At 38.0% G+C, this 19,572-nt stretch carries 7 protein-coding genes and 2 pseudogenes; 6 read left to right on the forward strand and 3 right to left on the reverse strand.

Going from position 1 to position 19,572, the window contains the following annotated elements:
* Positions 1–82 precede the first annotated feature (82 nt).
* From H3Z85_13145 to H3Z85_13155, 3 genes and pseudogenes are all read left to right on the forward strand, one after another.
* Entirely contained in the window at positions 83–1,132 is a 1,050-nt protein-coding gene (locus H3Z85_13145) for a porin (protein QPQ53895.1), read from the forward strand.
* Positions 1,133–1,189: 57 nt separating this feature from the next.
* Positions 1,190–2,298, forward strand: a pseudogene (locus H3Z85_13150) (sensor protein KdpD).
* A gap of 5 nt (positions 2,299–2,303) precedes the next feature.
* The gene (locus tag H3Z85_13155; GenBank protein QPQ50437.1) at positions 2,304–4,019 is read left to right on the forward strand and encodes a PAS domain-containing protein; all 1,716 of its coding nucleotides are present in this window, start codon (positions 2,304–2,306) and stop codon (positions 4,017–4,019) included.
* Between the two features lie 179 nt (positions 4,020–4,198).
* Here H3Z85_13155 and H3Z85_13160 read toward each other — a convergent pair whose 3' ends face one another.
* From H3Z85_13160 to ligA, 3 genes are all read right to left on the reverse strand, one after another.
* Positions 4,199–6,814: a T9SS type A sorting domain-containing protein gene (locus H3Z85_13160; GenBank protein QPQ50438.1), complete on the reverse strand. Its 2,616-nt coding sequence runs from the start codon at positions 6,812–6,814 to the stop codon at positions 4,199–4,201.
* 262 nt (positions 6,815–7,076) lie between these two features.
* Positions 7,077–9,788, reverse strand: a complete 2,712-nt coding sequence (locus H3Z85_13165; protein ID QPQ50439.1) for a T9SS type A sorting domain-containing protein — start codon at positions 9,786–9,788, stop codon at positions 7,077–7,079.
* 91 nt (positions 9,789–9,879) lie between these two features.
* Positions 9,880–11,886 (reverse strand): NAD-dependent DNA ligase LigA, encoded by a 2,007-nt coding sequence (ligA, locus tag H3Z85_13170; protein ID QPQ50440.1) that lies wholly within the window; start codon positions 11,884–11,886, stop codon positions 9,880–9,882.
* Between the two features lie 240 nt (positions 11,887–12,126).
* Here ligA and H3Z85_13175 point away from each other — a divergent pair, with 240 nt between their 5' ends.
* The 3 genes and pseudogenes from H3Z85_13175 to H3Z85_13185 all read left to right on the forward strand — a co-directional run bounded on the left by H3Z85_13175 (position 12,127) and on the right by H3Z85_13185 (position 19,570).
* Positions 12,127–15,222 carry a TonB-dependent receptor gene (locus H3Z85_13175; protein QPQ50441.1) on the forward strand — a complete coding sequence of 1,032 codons (3,096 nt, stop codon included), beginning with the start codon at positions 12,127–12,129 and terminating at the stop codon, positions 15,220–15,222.
* Between the two features lie 141 nt (positions 15,223–15,363).
* Positions 15,364–16,110 carry a glycerophosphodiester phosphodiesterase gene (locus H3Z85_13180; GenBank protein QPQ50442.1) on the forward strand — a complete coding sequence of 249 codons (747 nt, stop codon included), beginning with the start codon at positions 15,364–15,366 and terminating at the stop codon, positions 16,108–16,110.
* Between the two features lie 486 nt (positions 16,111–16,596).
* Positions 16,597–19,570, forward strand: a pseudogene (locus H3Z85_13185) (SusC/RagA family TonB-linked outer membrane protein).
* Positions 19,571–19,572: the final 2 nt, after the last annotated feature.

Raw genomic sequence — 19,572 nt, forward strand, 5'->3', positions numbered from 1 at the left:
GTCAATGTTGTAAGACTTGACATGATTAACATACCTTACAACTAACGTGAAAAAATATCTAACTATAAGTGCAATCTTAGGAATGTTTTTTTCTAAAGCACAATCATCAGACTCATTAAAAACAGAAAATAAAGTAACTTTTTCAGCATATGCGGAACTATTTTATACCTATGATTTTAATGAACCCGGTAACCATCTCCGTCAAAATTTCTTGTACTCATACAACAGACATAATGAGCTCAACCTGAATCTGGGATTAATCAAAGCAAATTATCAGAGTGAAAATCTTCGTGCCAATGTAGCCTTAATGGCGGGAACCTATGCGCAGGACAATATGGCGGCAGAACAAAATGCATTACGCTACGTAAACGAAGCCAATATTGGAATTAAAATATCAAAAACAAAAAATCTGTGGATCGACGCAGGAATCATGCCTTCCCATATTGGTTGGGAGAGTGCTATTGGCAAGGATAATATAAACCTGACCAGAAGTTTGGCCGCTGAAAATTCCCCTTATTTTGAGACAGGAGCTAAAATTTCCTACACCTCAGATAGCGGAAAATGGTTTTTAAGCGGATTGGTACTGAATGGCTGGCAACGTATTGCAAAACCGGAAGGAAATCAGAGTATCTCTTTCGGTCATCAGTTGACCTATAAGCCGAATGATAAAATCACGTTGAACAGCAGCTCATTTATTGGAAATGATAAAGCAAAGGCAGATAAAAGAATGCGTTATTTTCACGATCTTTATGGAAGCTTTCAGTTGACGGATCAGTTTTCTGCTTTATTGGGATTTGATATAGGAGCAGAACAGAAAGCGAAGGGAAGCGAGCAGTACAATATCTGGTACAGTCCCAATGTGCAGATGAAGTATCAGGTTGACCAGAAATGGGCATTGGCGGGTAGATTAGAATACTACAATGACAAAAAAGGAGTGATTATCAATACAGGAACCCCGGACGGATTTCAGACATTTGGATATTCATTAAATGTTGATTATGCAGTATTGAAGAATGTAGTCTTCCGTACAGAAGCAAGAGGTTTTACTTCTAAAGATGCTATTTTTGCTAAAAATGATGAGTTCAGAAAAGGAAACTTTTTTGTTACAACGAGCTTAGCGGTTTGGTTTTAATGATGCACTTCACCAAAGAAAAAAGTGTTTAAAGTAAAATTAAAAAGAATAAAATCAATGTCATCAGCAACAGATTTTTTAGAACTGATCCAGAAGTCCCGAAAAGGGAAATTCAAAATTTATATCGGGATGAGTGCGGGTGTGGGAAAGACATTTCGTATGCTGCAGGAAGCACATTCCCTTTTACGAAACGGCATTGATGTAAAAATAGGCTATATAGAAACCCACGGGAGAGAAGAAACCGTTGCTATGGCAGAAGGGATCCCGCAAATTGAGAGAAAATCTGTTTTTTATAAAGGAAAAAATCTGGAAGAGATGGATCTTCAGGCTATTATCAATGAGCATCCTGAAGTAGTTCTTGTAGATGAGCTGGCACACACGAATGTGGAAGGTTCCAAAAATAAAAAAGATGGCAGGATGTTCTGGAGATTCTTGATAATGGGATCAATGTGATCAGTGCCATGAATATCCAGCATATTGAAAGTCTCAATGAAGAAGTAAAAAAAATAACCGGCATAGAAGTCACAGAACGGGTTCCTGATAAAATCCTTGCCCTCGCGGATGAAGTCGTAAACATTGACCTTACTGCCGATGAACTGCTGACCCGTTTAAAAGAAGGTAAGATCTATAAAAAAGAAAAAGTTCAGACGGCATTGAGCAACTTCTTCCAAAGCGGACACATTCTGCAATTGAGGGAACTTGCGTTAAAAGAGGTGGCCACGCACGTGGAAAGAAAAGTGGAAACCGAAATCAAGACCGAGAATTTTAAACCCATAAAATTTCTGGCCTGTATCAGCAGCAACGAGAAGATTGCCAAAACGATCATACGGAAAACCGCAAGGCTGGCAAGCTATTACAGCAGCCAATGGACGGTTTTATATATTCAGAAACCTTCTGAAAATCCGGAAAAAATAGCGTTGGATAAGCAGCGGTATCTGATTAATAATTTTAATTTAGCGCAGGAATTGGGGGCAAAAGTGGTGAGGATAAAAGAAAGCAGCGTTCACAAAGGAATTCTGGATTATGTAATCGATCACAATATTACCACAGTTTGTATTGGTAAGCCCCATGCAAAATTCTGGCATCGTCTGTTGGGGTATAGCTGGATTTATACGCTGATGAACAGATTGAATGAACGACAGGTAGATATTATTATTTTATCTTAGAAGTAATGAAACTTAGAACAAAACTCACCTTAGGCGTAGGCCTTTTATTTTTGCTGATCGTATTGCTTTCAGTGATTGGGTCTGTGTATATCAATAAATTAAAATCAGATACAGAAAAAATCCTTACTGCCAATTACAATAGTCTGGAGTTTTCTAAGAATATGCTTCTCGCATTAGATCATATCAGTACAGATAGTGCCATCGCCATAGCTGATTTCAAAAAGAATAACCAGCTTCAGGAAAAAAATTTAACGGAATTTGGAGAAAAAGAAGCTACCCAGAATCTGAATCTGCACTTCAACAGCTATTTGAAGGAACCCGGCACTGACAAGGAGAAACTGATCCGTGAAGATCTCGCCAAGATCATGTCTTTGAATATGAAAGGCATTGAACGGAAAAGTGATATTGCCATTATTACAGCCGGTAATGCTACTTTTTGGATTGTAAGTTTGGGAACGGTTTGTTTCCTGATTGCCTTTGTTTTATTGTTTAATTTACCCCAAACGATTGCGGAACCTATCGATCAGCTTACATTCAGTATCCGGCAGATTGCCAATAAAAATTATAGTGAAAGGGTCCATTTTAAAGGAAGTGAGGAATTCAACAGCCTTGCCCAGTCTTTTAACGTGATGGCGGAGCAGCTTCAGGAATATGAAAGCAGCAGCCTTTCCCAACAGCTTATGGAGAAAAAAAGGATTGAAACACTGGTCAATAATATGCATGATGCCGTAATCGGGCTGGATGAGAACCATTTTATCTATATGATCAATGATGAAGCTTTGAAAATAACCAATCTCCGCAAAGAAGATATTATAGGAAAAACAGCCCATGAAGTGGCGGTAAATAATGACCTGATGCGGGAGCTGCTGAAAAATATCGATCATCCGGTGAAAGACCCTATTAAAATTGTTCGTGATAATAAAGAAAACTATTTTGAACAGGATATTATCCCGATCAATATCGTTAAAACCGGTGAAAAAGAAAAGAGGTACATCGGTAAAGTTATTCTATTGCGGAATATTACCCCTTTTAAAGAACTGGATTTTGCCAAAACCAATTTTATAGCAACCATATCACATGAATTGAAAACTCCTATTTCAGCCATAAAAATGGGAGTTCAGCTTCTCGGAAATCAGAAATTCGGTGAGCTGAATGAGCAGCAGCAGGAATTGTTGAAGAGCATCAACGAAGACGGGCAACGCCTGCTGGATATTACGGGAGAACTGCTTAATCTTTCACAGGTAGAATCAGGGAATATCCGGTTGACCGTCGGGCAATGTTCTCCAAAGGAAATTGTGGAGACTGCCGTGAAAAATGTAGAAAAACTGGCTGAGCAGAAAAATATATCCATCCATTCACAATATCTTCTTGAAGATAATGATTTTGTGAATGCAGATTTTGATAAAACAGTCTGGGTAATGAATAATTTCCTTACCAATGCAGTCAAACATTCTTACCAGGATGAAAATATTCAGATTGTAGTTGAAAGACAGGATGCCTTCATTCAGTTTAGCATTACAGATACCGGTAATGGAATTGATGAAAAATACCATCGTCAGATTTTCGACCGGTATTTCCAGGTTCCGGGTGAGCACCAGAACGGAACAGGTTTGGGGCTGGCGATCTCAAAAAACTTCATCGAAAAACAAAACGGCGACATAGGAGTGAGAAGCTCTTTGAATCACGGAAGTACTTTCTTTTTCAGATTACCGGTGGTATAATACCTTACATTATCAGTTTTATAGAGGGAAGGATTCTTGAATCATAAGAAATCCATCTAAACGATTAGCATAAAACTCAATGCATTAATCCTCTATAGTATTAAACTCTAAATAATACAGATTGAAAATAAAAAAAGGCTGCAAATCATTTGCAGCCTTTTCCTGTAGTGGTAACCGGTTTAGTCTTTAATAAACTTCTGTACCATTGTTTTATCTTTTGTGAAGACTTTAATCATATAACTTCCTTTAGAAAGTTCTGAAACATGCAATGAATTTCCTTTTACAGTCATTGATCTGATAATTCTTCCTGTGGCATCATAAATTTCAGCCTTGATGACTTCTTCTTTAGATTTGATGTTTAACACATCTTTCACAGGGTTCGGATAGATCGTAAACTGAGTGCTATTTTTGCTGGTTTCTTTTGTTCCTAAAACATTTTCAACCGTCGTGGTATATGTATTGGTAATGATCGGGTGGTTGTAGTCAAAATAAATTTTGGCTGTGTTACTGAAACTCTCACCGGCATTTAATGTGGACTTCGTTTTGATCTTAAACGAAATATATCCATCATTATTTGCATCATCAAATGGCAGCTGAATATTTTCGAAAATAAATTCAACCACATTCGGACCTGTAACTTTAGCGACAAAATCGTGGCTTCCGTTTAATGCAACCAGTGAGGAAAGATCAAATTTTGTAGTATCGATTTCATCTTTTACAACAATATTTCTGGCATTGGCGGTTCCTGTATTTTCAAATCGGATCAGATAATGTACATAATCTCCCACTTTCGCTTGAGCGATAGAAGTTCCTTCAAGACAGGTTTTGTCGTTGGGATCAAAAGAATTCACTACAGTACGGTTGAGTGTGAAATTATTGTCAGCAGGTGTTTCATCTGTAGCTCCGCTGATTTGTGCTGTGTAATGTAGAATATCACCTGAATTTAAAGGAGGCGTCTGCGTTGGAGTATTTAATTTTATAGTTACCGTAATTTCCTTGGTTTCAAAAGGAAGAAGATTGGTAATATTCCAGTTCAAAACTCCCGGAGATTGTGATGTAGGAGCAAGGGTCGAAGACTGGTAGTCTGAAATCGTATCTTCGTAATTAAATACCAACGTTCCTGACTGTGCAGTATTACCTTTATTTTTGTAGACTATTTTATATTGGGATTGAAAACCGGGAGTGGCCGTTGTTATCGGAAGGATAACGACTTCGAGATCGTTAAACGTTCCATTCGGGGTGATACAGAAATTTTGAGCTAACGGACTGGCCTGGGTAGGGAAATCTGCCGTAATACTTGCAGGAGAGATCGTAAAATAATCCGGATTTTCCACAACCGGTGTGATGACATGGGTACCTGCCTGTACAGCTAAGGAATAATTTCCTGAGCTGTTCGCAATATAACTTCCTGAGTTGGTACCATCCGTAATGTTAAATTTCTGAAACGATTTATATGGATCAGTGGCATCACAACCATTATTATTAACGTCAACCTTTGTATTTCCCTGAACGGTATAGGTCGTTCCTCCCGGAACAAAAGAACAGTAACTGTTAATTTCGACATTGGTATGCCCATAGGTAGCTAGCATATTTGAAAACTTCTGTATTTTATTGGTGTCACAACATACATATGCTAAACTGGGAGTCATAGATTTTGGACCGGCAGAATATTCCAGGTTGGATTTCCCGTTTTTAGCATTCACATGCGTAATGGAATTACCAAGAGCACTTAATGAGCTTATCTTCGGATTCTGACTGATATCTACACTGGTAAGAAAATCTTCACCCAATGACAAAAATATAAGATTGGTAGCAGGGGAAAAGTCCATGGAAGTTATTTTGTTATTTCCTAAAGACAGACTGAACATTGCAGTTAATCCCGTTAAATCCAATGCTGTTATCCCCGTTCCGGATATAGTTAATCCCAATAAATTTGGCTTGTTATGAATACTTATAGAAGTAAGCAACGGACTCATGGCAACGGTTGCATATTCCAGATTGTTATTATTCTGAATATTAAGTGAGTTCAGTAACGAATTCTTATCCAGAGAAATATCATTAAGCAGCGGCGACGAGGTAAAATCAAGTGAAGTTACTTTTGTTTTTTGGATATTGACATATTCAAGCTTACTGAGTGTACTGTATGTAAGTGACGTAAGATTGGGTTTGATAATGTATATTTTCTTCAGATTGATATTATTGGTAAGGTTTAAAGTCGTGAAATTGGGATTGGAGCTTTCCCCGAAAAAAATATCTTCCAGGCTTGTAAGATTTGAGAGGTCTGCACTTTCCAAATGTGAATTTGCTGAAACTATAAGCTTTTTAAGAGGAATGTTTTGTAAAAAACCAAGATTCGAGATAGTTCCGCCATTATTAGAAAAGGAAAAAGATGCCAGCTGGTTACAACCTTGTATATTGATAGTATTCAATCCGTTGCTGAAGCAGGTCAGTTCTTTCAACGGAGTCATATTGCTCAGGTCAAGTATAGTAAGCGATGAATTTCCTGTTACATTAAAAGAAGTAAGATTGGTAAAATTCTTAATTCCCGTAATATCATTAATCAGTGTATTCGTTAAGACCAGCTTTGAGATATTCTGGGCTTCACTTACCTGGATCTCTCCGTCATTGTTCGTATCTATGATCGTCGGATTTCCATTGAGATCATAGGAAAAAGGATTATTACCCGTATTTGCCGTGAGTAGCTTTGCTTTGAATTTCGGATCCGGAAAGTTAATGGTCTGTGCAGTGACAGATAATTGTGCAAAGATGAGCACAAAAAGATAAATGTTTTTCATGGTTTGGTGATGTTTTAGTTTGTGTAAATATATGAAAAATGTTTATAATTTGATTTTTATTGCTTAATATTTTTCATTATAATGTGTTTTTGATTGTATATTTTGCTTTTAATATTACTTTTATTGTGATTTTTGATAATTGAATAAGTCGTAATTGTAAGCAGTGATATTGATATTATACTCAAATAACAAAAAGGGTATCGGATATAAAAAAAGCCGTGAAAACTCACGGCTTATCTATTGTTAGAATTTGGTTTTATTCTTATTCTTTGATGAATTTTACATGTGAAATTATGTCCTTCGTAAACAATCTAATGGTATAATTTCCCTTAGGAAGCTCAGAAATACTAACAGACTTCTTGGATACTCCCGTTGAAATCAACAGTCTTCCCGTTGCATCATAAATTTCCGCCTTAATAAGATCATTTTTAGATTGAATATATAAAATGTCCTTTGCCGGATTAGGATAAATACTTACACTATCTATTCTGTTTTTAACCTCAGCCGTAGACAAAGTCGTTGCAATGGTCGTAGTATAGGTATTCGTAATAATAGGAGCATTATAATCAAAATAGATTTTTGCTGTATTGCTGAAGCTGTCACCAGGGGCCAGGGTAGATTTTGTTTTGATTTTAAAGGAAACATATCCGTCATTATTTGCATCATCAAAAGGAAGCTGAATATTTTCGAAAATAAACTCTACCACATTGGGACTTGTAATTCTGGTTACAAAATTGTGGCTGCCATCCATAGGGATCAGGGATGAAATATCAAATTTTGCAATATCAATTTCATCTTTTACGACGATATTTTTAGCATTGGCTGTTCCTGTATTTTCAAATCGGATCAGGTAGTGAACATAGTCTCCAACCTGGGTTTGTGCAATGGAAGTCCCTTCAAGACATGTTTTATCATTAGGATCAAAAGAATTAACAACGGTTTGGTTAAGGGCAAAGTTGTTATCAGCAGGCGTTTCATCTGTTGCCCCGTTGATCTGTGCCATATAGTGTAGAACATCACCACCGTTTAAAGGTGGAGTTTGTGTTGGTGTGTTTAATTGTACAGTAACGGTAATTTCTCTGGTTTCAAATGGAAGAAGATTGGTGAAATTCCAGGTTAGAGTTCCGTTGGATTGGGAAGTCGGAGTGATCGTAGCAGCCTTATAAAGCATTAAACTGGTATTAAAATTAAATGCGATATTTCCTGACTGCATTCCGGTTCCTTTATTTTTATAAACGATTTTATACTGTGCATCAAATCCGGGAGCAGCATCCGTTACAGGAATGAGCATTATTTCAAGATCATTATGAATTCCGTTGGCTGCCAAACAAAAGTTCTTTATAACCGGGCTTGGCTGACTAGGAAAATTAACAGTGTAGCTTGCAGGTGTAATTGTAAAATACGGGTTCTCTACAACAGGTGTGATCGTATGTGTACCTGCCTGTACCGGGAAAGAATAATTTCCGGAGGTTCCGCTAATTATTGCTCCTGATACACTGCCGTTTGTAAGGGTAAAACGTTGGAAAGATTTGCCGGGATCATTGGGGTCACAACCATTGTTATTACTATCATATGTTGTGCTTCCCTGAATGGTGTAAAATGTTCCTCCAGGAGTAAATGAACAGTATGTGTTAATGACTGTATTGGGACTTCCGTGTGTAATAGTATAATTACTCAGTTCATTAAACTCTTCCTCATCACAGCATATATATTTTAGGGAAGAGTTGGGAAATAGATTCAGATAATACCATGGTTGAACTTTTCCATTCTTCATGAATATTTTTTCCAGATTGGGATTATTATGACAGGTGATCCTTGATAGTTCTTTATTATTTGATAAATCAAGTTGTGTAAGTGAATTGTATTCACATTTAAGCTCCGTTAGATTGATTAATGAGCTTACATCCAGACTAGAGAGGTGATTGTAACCGATAGTCAGAATATCAAGGTTGGGTGCTCCGGATATATCAAGTGAAGTAAGCTGGTTGGAATCAGCAGATAAAACTTTTAAAGCCGGTAAATTGGGCAAAACCAAATTCGAAATAGGATTATTTTTCATCTCAATATTCCAAAGGTTTGGATGATTGTCTAACGGGACAGAAGTGAGGTTGTTGTTTGATAATGAGAGTGTTTCAAGAGCGGGAGTACCCACCATGCTTATTGTAGGTATGTGGTTGTTGGATATATTGAGCTGTTTAAGAGATGTACATCCATCTAATTTGACACTTGAAAATGAATTACCATTGGCAAGTATGTTTTCCAACGTAGAATAATTGGTCAGATCTAGCAAAGGTAATCCTGTTGTATTGAAACTTATGGTTCTGAAATTAGGTGATCCTTTGAAATCAAAGTGTGATAAGTAAGGCGTGTTTGAAATAAACACAGCTTCGAGAGTGGGCATGTTGGAACCGATTATACTTTTTACTGCCGGACCTGAGTAAAGAGTTAGGTTTTTTAGAGCTGTACAGTTTTGTAAATCAATGTTTTGAAGGTTATTTCCACCTGTGACAACTAATCCCTTAATAGAATTATTATGTAAAGCTAAGGTTGTCTTGTCATACTTTTGTATTGAAAGAAATTTTAGATTTGGTGATGACAAAGTATTTATGGTGTTCAGATTAGGACCGCCAAGGTATAGATCTTCCAGATTAGGTAAAGCTATATCAACCGATACATAAGGATTCTCAGCGGCATATAGTATTTTAAGATTCGTAAAATGACTCAGGCCGGAAAGGTCACTGATCAAACTGCTTCTGACATCCAGCTTAACAACAGCTACAACTTCACTATATTGGATCTGACCGTCATCATTTGAGTCTATTTTAATATAATCTCCATTTTGATTAGCTGCAATGCTGTTTGTTGTATTGGCTGCCAATAGCCTTGATTTTAAATGAGGATCAGAAAAAGATATAATCTGTGCTTTGAAGATAGAAAACATGATCATAAAAATGACCGCCCATGCTTTTCTCATAATTTTTAGTTTTTATGTTTTTTATTGCAGTTGCGAAAATAGGCCATTGTAGTAAAATTACAATGGCCTGTTAATAATTATTTTGAATGCCTTACTGCTTTTCAATCAAATCCAGGAATTGTTGCTCATCAAGGATTTCAATAGTGCCGATATCCTGGGCTTTTTTAAGCTTACTTCCCGCTTTTTCACCTACCACAAGATAATTGAGGTTTTTAGAAACGGCAGAAATGTTTTTTCCGCCATGCTTTTCCACCATCTCTTCTGCAGATTCTCTCGTGAACAGAGATAGCTTTCCGGTGAAAAGGAAAGTTTTACCTTCCAGAACATTGGATAATACCTCATTGGTGCTTTCTCCTTTTTCCAGTTGTACACCGTAAGATTTTAAACGTTCAATCATTAAAACATTTTCGGAGTTCTGGAAAAAATCGACAATGCTGACTGCAATTTTAGCTCCGATATCTTCCACCTGACAAAGCTCTTCAACAGTAGCATTTTTTAACTCATCAATCGTAGGAAAGTTTTTTACCAGTTTTTTGGCAACCGTTTCCCCTACATGTTTGATTCCGATACCGTACAGTACTTTTTCAAATGCAATTTCTTTTGATTTTTCGATTCCTGTAATGATATTCTGGGCAGATTTTTCTGCCATTCTTTCCAGCGGAAGAAGTTGCTCTTTCGTCAGTACGTAGAAATCTGCAGGATTTTCAATCAACCGTTCTCTGTATAATTGCTCAATCGTTTCGCTCCCAAGATTTTCGATGTTCAGTGCTTTTCTGGAAACGTAGTGAATCATTCTTCCTACCACTTGTGGCGGGCAGTGAAGCTCATTAGGACAGAAATGGATCGCCTGGTCTTCAACTTTTACCAGCTCGGTTCCACATTCAGGACAGTTTTTGATATATTCTATTTCTCTGCTTTCCTCCGTTCTTTTATCAGTATTTACCCCAACAATTTTAGGAATAATCTCACCTCCTTTTTCTACATATACAAAATCATGCTCGTGCAGGTCCAGCTTTTTGATAATATCTTCATTGTGAAGAGAAGCTCTTTTTACAATGGTTCCGGCCAATAAAACAGGTTTTAAATTGGCGACAGGAGTAATAGCCCCCGTTCTTCCCACCTGATAAGAAACAGTCTGTAATTCGGTCTCTACCTTTTCTGCTTTAAACTTGTAAGCCATTGCCCAACGTGGTGACTTCGCGGTATATCCAAGCTGTCTCTGTTGTTGTAATGAATTTACTTTTAAAACAATACCATCAATCTCAAAGGGAAGATTATGACGCTCCGTATCCCAGAATGTGATAAATTCTTTCACCTCATCGAGTGTTCTGCATAATTTTGCCTGTTGAGACGTTTTGAAACCCCAGCTCTGAGCTTTCTGAAGCAACTCCCAATGAGTCTCTGCAGGAACTTCCTCCGAAATAAACTGATACAGTACAGAAGATAATCCACGTTTTCTTACCTCGCCGCTGTCCTGCATTTTTAAACTTCCACTCGCTGTATTTCTTGGGTTCATGAACGGGTCAAGACCTTCTTCCTCACGTTGCTTATTCAGCTTGTCAAAGTTTTTTCTTGTCAGATAAATTTCACCACGCATAAAAAACTGAGAAGGAAAATCTCCTTTTAATGTCAGTGGAATATCAGAAATTGTACGGACGTTTGGCGTAATCTCATCTCCCTGGAATCCGTCACCACGCGTTACAGCCTGGGTCAGTTTTCCGTTTTCATAAAGAATGGAAATGGATGCACCGTCATATTTCAGCTCGGCTACAAACTCTACTGGATCATTAATGGTTTTAATAATTCTTTTCTCCCAATCTTCCAGATCATCAAAATCGTAGGAGTTATCCAGAGAATACATCCTGAATTTATGCTGGATTGTAGGGAAAACTTTAGTGATCCCACCACCTACACGTACCGTAGGAGAATTGTCATCATAAAATTCCGGATGTTTTGCTTCCAGGTCGCGAAGTTCTTCCAATAGCATATCAAAGTCGTAATCAGATATGGTAGGAGTATCCAGCAGATAATAATTTTCGTTATGTTGGTGAAGCTCTTTACGGAGCTGCTCTATTCTTTGTTGAATGTTTTCAGACATTACTATTCTATCTTTTAAGCAAAAATAAATAAACTAATCCCATTTAAAAAATAACATAATTAAATAGTAACGGAAAATTAAAAATTCGTAACATGCTTCAACAGATTGATTATATCGCCAGTGTATTGATATTTATAATAAGTTAATATAGGGTTTTAATTTAATTAAAATAATGTTAAAGTTTTCTTAAATAGATGCCTTTTAAAGTTAAATATCTTTGCGCATCTAATAATTACATAAATGAGAAAAGTAAAGATTGTACTGGGATTATTGTTTTTAGGGCTTGGAACGATGGCGTATGCCCAGACCACGCAGGCTTCTATTGTAGGGAAAGTAACCGGACCGGGAAGTAAGGCCCAGGAAAAAGTGAAAGTAACGATCGTCAATGAATCTACAGGGTTCAGAACGGAAACAGAGACCAATTCAAAAGGAGAATATATCTTTAAAGAAATTCCTTTGGGCGGCCCTTATACAGTTATCGTCAATGATGACAAAAAGGAAGGCTACAGTGTAAACTTCGGAGATCAGGTTACTGTAAACATGGATCTTGGAGGAGAAAAGAATATTGAAGAAGTAAAGATCACAGGAAACCTTAAGAATAAAATCGGAAACCTTGGAGCTGCTACGGCCATTTCTGCGAAAAATATCAGTATGCTTCCGGTGAACGGAAGAAACTTTGCGAATCTAACCGAGTTGTCACCTCTGAGTGGTAAAGGTGGAAACCTTTCCGGTCAGCTTGGCTCTTCCACAAACTTTACGATTGACGGGATGACCGCAAAAAATCCTACTTCAGCAGGGGCTACGACCAGCCGAAGTGGTGCCCCGTTCTCAATTTCTATTGAAGCCGTTCGTGAATTTAAAATTACAACCAACCAGTACGATGTCACTCTGGGAAGAAGCGGAGGAGGAACAGTAAGCGCCGTTACGAAATCCGGAACCAATAAATTCTCAGGAAGCGCATGGGAATATTTAAGAACAAACTGGCTGTCCAGCCCTTACGATATCAAAGGAACCAAGAGGCAGAATGACTTCTCAACTTCTCAGTTCGGATTTTCACTGGGAGGACCGATCATCAAGAATAAATTACACTTCTTCGTAGCCTGGGACCATCAGCTGGATTCAAGACCATTGCTTATTGCTGATATCGGATCAAAAGAAGATGAATTAAGATTAAATACAACCACTGAAACCCTTAATAAATTTCTGGACATTGCCAGAGCAAAATACGGAGTGGGAAATACACCTCAGTTCGGAAGTTTTAATAAAGTAAGAAATTCAGACGCCGCCTTTTTACGTTTAGACTGGCAGATCAATGAAAAACATTTGTTAACCTTAAGAAATAACTTTACCCACGATCTAAATAAAAACGGATTAGGTGATAATACAAGCATCAATTTCTTTGAGTCTTACGGAAATGATAAAAACCTTGACAACAGTTTATTATTAACATTGAGGTCAAACCTGAAACCCAATCTGACCAATGAGTTGAAAGCTCAGTATCTGTACACATTCCAGAACAGTTATCAGAATGATGAGCTCGGTGGACCTGTACCGAGAGCTGTTGTAGAAAATATCCTGTCTCAGGGCGTAGGATCTACCAATATCCAGATCGGAGGTCACCGTTTTGCACAGGAAAGCTTTAGAAACAATGTATTTCAGATCGTAGATAACTTGTACTACAACACCGATAAAGTAAAATATACCTTCGGAGCAGACCTGATGTATACTACTTCAAAATCGATCTACGGAAGTGAAGTGAACGGGAGATTTTATTTCAGGGAAGATGGCAAAAATAATCCTAGCAATCTTTACAATTTTGAAAGCCTTAAACCTTACAGATTCTACAGGGAAGTACCTTTAGTTGATGATCCTTCCGTGAGATCCAATATCTGGAATATCGGTGTTTACGGTCAATTTCAGACAAAAATTGCAAAAGGTCTTGATGTGATGGCAGGCTTAAGATTGGATTATGGCGGTTATCCGAAAGCAGAATTTAATCAAAAGCTGTATGACGAAATGGGCATCAGAACGGATAACAAAATCAAGTCATTCGTGATCCAGCCCAGATTCCAGTTTGATTGGAATATCAACGAAGAAAATAAAGATTTCCTGAAGTTCGGAGCCGGAATATTCTCGTCTGATATCAACAATTACATGATCATCAATAACCTGGTATTTGACGGAAAACACCTTGCAACGGTGGATGTGACGGGTACTGATGTTCCTGTTCCGGATTTTAACAGCTATAGAAATAATTATGGCACAGTTCCGACATTGGCTGATAAACAGATTCCGACAATTAACTATACCGGTGAAAATGCTAAAATCCCAATCGTTTACAAAGCAAACATTTCCTACACCCACTTCTTCAATGAAAGATTCAGAGCAGGAATTGCAGCGTATATGGCATTGGGAAGAAACAATTATTACTACTATGACAGAAATATGAAAGTTAATCCCGTCTTCACCCTCGATAATGAAGGAGGAAGAGGAGTATTTGTGCCGGCAACAAGTATAAAAGATGGTAAAGTAGACTGGAAAGAAGGAAGAATCAATAACAATTTCGGCAGAGTACTGGAGCTGGTAAGTGACGGTAAAGTAAATCAGTTCTCCTTTGTGATTGACACGAGCTACCGTTACTGGAAAGATGGGGAAATCACAGCAAGTTATACATGGTCCGACATTAAAGATAATACTTCTTACAACGGGAACGTAGCCAATTCAGCCACACTGTCTACCATGATTCAGAGTGACCCGAGAGATTTAAGAATGACATATTCTGACAATCAGTTCCGTAATAAAGTCGTGATCTACGGTAACTCACCTACGATCGCAGGGTTTACACTGGGAATAAGGTATTCAGGGATCGGAGGAACCCGTTTCTCAATGACTTCAGGGGGAAATGTTAACGGAGATTTCGTAGATTCCAACGACCTGGCATACATCTTCCCGAATATTGCACAATCTATTTTGGATGATCCGCAAGTAGGAAAAGCATTGAAAGATTACGTAAATGAATACAATGGTAAAATAGCAGAACGTAACGGAGGTAAAAACGGATTCTTCGGAGTATGGGATGTAAGAATTGCCAAAAAAATTAAGTTTGATAAAATCGGTGCATTTGAACTTTCTGTAGATATTTTCAACGTAGCCAACCTGCTGAACAAAAGCTGGGGAGTTAATGAATCATACGGAAATACCGCTTTATACAGAATAAAAGGATTCAATCAGGTAACCAAACAGTTTGAATACGATAAGAATATCAGCGGTAACGGTTTAGTCCCTCTTTCAGGGAACCCATACCAGATCCAGATTGGAGCGAAGTATAGTTTCTAACGCATCAAAACCATACCCCACAAAAGCCGGAATCTTCCCTTTTGTGGGGTAATTTTTATAATAAGTCTCAATGGCTATCGTTATAATACCTACCTTTATCAACAGGTTTCCGAACTTTATTTTAATTATCTAAATTATATTATGAAAAATTTTATCTTAGGGTTAGCAGTTTTAAGTACAGGATTGATGAAAGCACAAACCCAGATTATTGCCCATAGAGGATATTTCCAGGCTCAGCCTCCTACAACGGAAAACTCCCTTAAATCTTTAGAAAATGCTCAGAAACTGAAAATTTACGGATCTGAGTTTGATGTGAGAATGACCAAAGATGGAGTATTGGTGATCAACCATGATGAACATCACGGTAAAATGGAAATTTCAGAAACATCTTTCAAAGAATTGGAGGCTCTGAAATTATCCAACGGTGAAAAATTTCCGACATTAAAGGATTATTTAAAACAAGGAAAGAAAGACACTTCCCTGAAACTGATTGTGGAAATAAAACCGGCAAAAACTCCTGAACTGGAAAATGAGCTGACCCGGAAAACCATCAGGACAATTAAAGATATGAAGCTGGAGTCTCAGACTGAGTTTATTTCCTTCAGCCTGAATATCTGCAAAGAAATTAAAAAGCTTGCTCCAACCGCTAAAGTTCAGTATCTGAACGGAGAACTGTCTCCCGAACAAATCAAAAAAGAAGGATTAGACGGTATGGATTACCATTACAGTGTTTTCCAGAAAAATCCAACATGGATTGCTGAGGCCAAAACATTAGGGCTGATCACCAATTCCTGGACGGTAAATGATGTGGCAGTATATGATGAGTTGAAAAAACAGGGCATAGGATTTATCACAACCAATATCCCGGATCAACTGAAAAATAAATAACCCGAATCTTTCTGGGTGTATCACAAATACCTCAGTCAAAAGACCAGACATTCCCCTCTCCTCCGGAGGGGTGTCAAATCTTTGATTTGACGGGGTGGTTAACCTCCAACCAAAAATGTATGTAATATCTGCAATCTGCCCCTATAATGGAACAGATTGCTTTTTTTATCCAAATATTTCTCTGTAATACATTTTGCAGGTGATGTATGGATATTTCCGGAATGGAATTTTATTGTATCTGTTTTTAATTCAATACTTTACATTTGTTTTGTGGTATTATCCCAAGAGAAGACAATAAAGGTACGTAAATAAGTTCTGACTATGATATTAAAAGTACTTAATTCCTTAAATCGTTGTGAAACAGAGTGGTATATTTAGTTGTTAAGAAAAAATTAACAATCCATTCAATAAACATTTAAAAAATGTTAAAATCATATTAAAATCGTAGTCATATTGTCGTTTTAATTTTGCGCAAACAAAAAGGATATGCGTAAAGAGACACAAAAGCTGTTGGTTTTGTCGCTGTTAGGAATAATCAGCGTCAATCTGACGGCTCAGCAGAAAGCTAAAAAAGACACCATTAAAGGGCTTGACGAAGTAGTGGTAACTGCTTTAGGGATCAAAAGACACGACAAGTCTTTGGGGTATTCTACCCAAACTATTAATTCAGATGAAATTTTACAAACCCAGAACAATAACTGGGCACAATCTCTGGAAGGTAAAGTAGCCGGATTAAAAATTCAGACTGCCGGAGCCGGCCCTTTGGGAACAAGCCGTATTACGCTTCGTGGAGATATTTCAATGAATATGGGAAATAATGGTGCGCTGATTGTTGTGGACGGCGTTCCTTTGAGTGATAAAAGAACAGGCACCGGCACCGGGGCATACGGAGCGGGCTCCGGGGGAGACTTACCAATCGATTACGGAGATAGTTTCAACAGCATCAATCCTGATGACATTGAATCCGTATCCATCCTAAAAGGACCTTCCAGCGTCTGCATTATATGGTTCCCGAGGTTCCCGGGGAGCTATTATGATTACCACGAAATCAGGTAAGACCAGAAAAGGAAAAATTCAGGTTACGCTAAATTCTTATTCGAGCTTTGATACGGTTTTAAAATGGCCGGATTATCAATATGAATACGGACAGGGAACCCAGCAGAAAGATAAAAACGGAAATTATTATTATTCTTACGGAGCCTCACCGGATGGAGTCAATACAGGCTCTACGAGTAGTGCATTCGGACCGAAGTTTGACGGTCAGTACTATTTCCAGTATGATCCTGCCATAGAAGGGCAAAGTAAAGAAAGAAAACTCTGGAAACCTTATAAAAATAATATCAAAGACTTCTGGCAGACCGGAGCAACCTATTCAAACAGTATATCGATTGCTCAATCTAATGAATCAACTGCATTCAGGACTTCCATCTCTTATCTGAAGAATGAATGGATGATGCCCAATACAGGCTTCAATCGATTCAACGGAGCAATCTCTTTAGATCATAAACTGAGCAGCAAAGTAAAAATCGGGACCAAAGTCAATTTTAGCCAGACGACAAGTGATAATCTTCCTGCAACGGGATATAATAACCAGTCGATCTCTTATTTCATGATTTTCCAGAATCCCAATGTTGATCTTGACTGGTACAAACCGATTTGGAGAAAAGGCCAGGAACAGGTGGATCAGGTACATCCTTTCAGTTCTTATATTGATAATCCTTATCTGATCGCTTATGAAAACCTGAATACAACCAATAAAAAGATCCTTACGGGAAATATTAACGTAAGCTATCAATTTGCGAAGAATCTGGATGTGGCTTTCAAATCAGGATTGGAATGGAGCAATGAAATGCGTACCCAAAGAAGACCATGGAGCTCTGCCAATTACCTGAAAGGTTATTACAGGGAACAATATATCAGGTATATGGACCTTAATAATGATGTCTTGTTCACATATAAAAATAAATTCGGAGACTTTGGAATTACAGCTTCCGCCGGAGGAAGTATCAGGTACTATGAATCTACCATGAGTGATTACAGGGCTATCGGGCTTAATAAAGCCGGTCTTTATCAGTTGTCTAATGCGACATCTTTAGACAACAGGCTTCCGAAACCAAACGATAATCAGGTGAACAGTGTCTATGCATTGGCCAACTTCAGTTATAAGGATATGATTTTTCTTGATGTAACATCCAGAAACGACTGGAGCAGCACCCTGCCTCGTCACAACAGATCCTATTTTTATCCTTCCGTATCCTCATCCTTTGTCCTGTCTGATATCTTTAAACTGAAATCAGATCAGTTCAATTTCTGGAAACTGAGATTATCATGGTCGAAAGTAGGAAATGACACCTACAATTATATGCTTGATAAATATTACGAAAATAGCACTTTCTCAGGATCGGTAGAGTCTCCGCTGTTATACCCGAATCCCAATCTGAAGCCGGAAATGATTACCAATATAGAAGGCGGACTGGATTTTACCCTCTTAAAAAACAGATTGACATTCAATTTTACAGCATATCAGATCAATTCAAAAAACCAGTCCATTGTTATCCCGGTTTTATATGAAACAGGCTACAACAAAAGAATTATCAACTCAGGAGAATTGAGAAACAGAGGGATTGAATTGGTACTAAATGCTTATCCGGTCAAGAATAAAGATTTCTCATGGAACATTAATGCCAACTGGTCTATGAACAGAAACAAAATACTTTCTCTTCCGGATGAATTCCAGGGGCAGCCCTATACAATGGCCAGCGTGGGAGGTGTAGTATATTATAACGCAGTTGTAGGAGGTTCATTGGGAGATATGTACGGATACGGTTTAATGTATTCTCCGGATGGCCAGGTGATCTATGGAGCCGATGGCCTAACGGCTAAACCTACAGAAATGAAAAAGATAGGAAATGCATACCCGAAATGGAGAGCAGGACTTCAGAATGAATTTAAATATAAAAACTTTACAGTCAGTTTCTCATTCGATGGACAGTATAAAGGTATGGCTTACTCACAGTCTCATCACAAAATGTCTGAACAGGGAAAACTTACCCATACGCTTGCAGGAAGAGACAACCCTGGTGGTTTGATCGTTGGGCAGGGAGTGGTTCAGAATGCTGACGGGACTTTTTCTCAAAATACAAAAGGAATTCCCGTGGCTACTTACTATGGAGATTATTACAGGAGAGCCAATGTCGAAACCAATTCATTCGATACTTCTTTCATCAAACTGAGAGATGCCAGGATTTCTTATTCTTTCCCCAAATCAGTAACAGAGTCTTTAAAAATGACCGATATCACCCTTGCCGTATTTGGAAGAAATCTCTGGATGTGGACGAAGTTCCCGCTATTTGATCCCGAAGCTGCTACCCTTGACGACTCTACCATCACTCCCGGTGTTGAAATGGGTCAGTTGCCTACCGCAAGAACAGTAGGAATTCAGTTAAACGTTAAATTTTAAAA

It is taken from the genome of Chryseobacterium indologenes (assembly GCA_016025055.1).
GTDB classification, from domain to species: Bacteria; Bacteroidota; Bacteroidia; order Flavobacteriales; family Weeksellaceae; genus Chryseobacterium; species Chryseobacterium indologenes.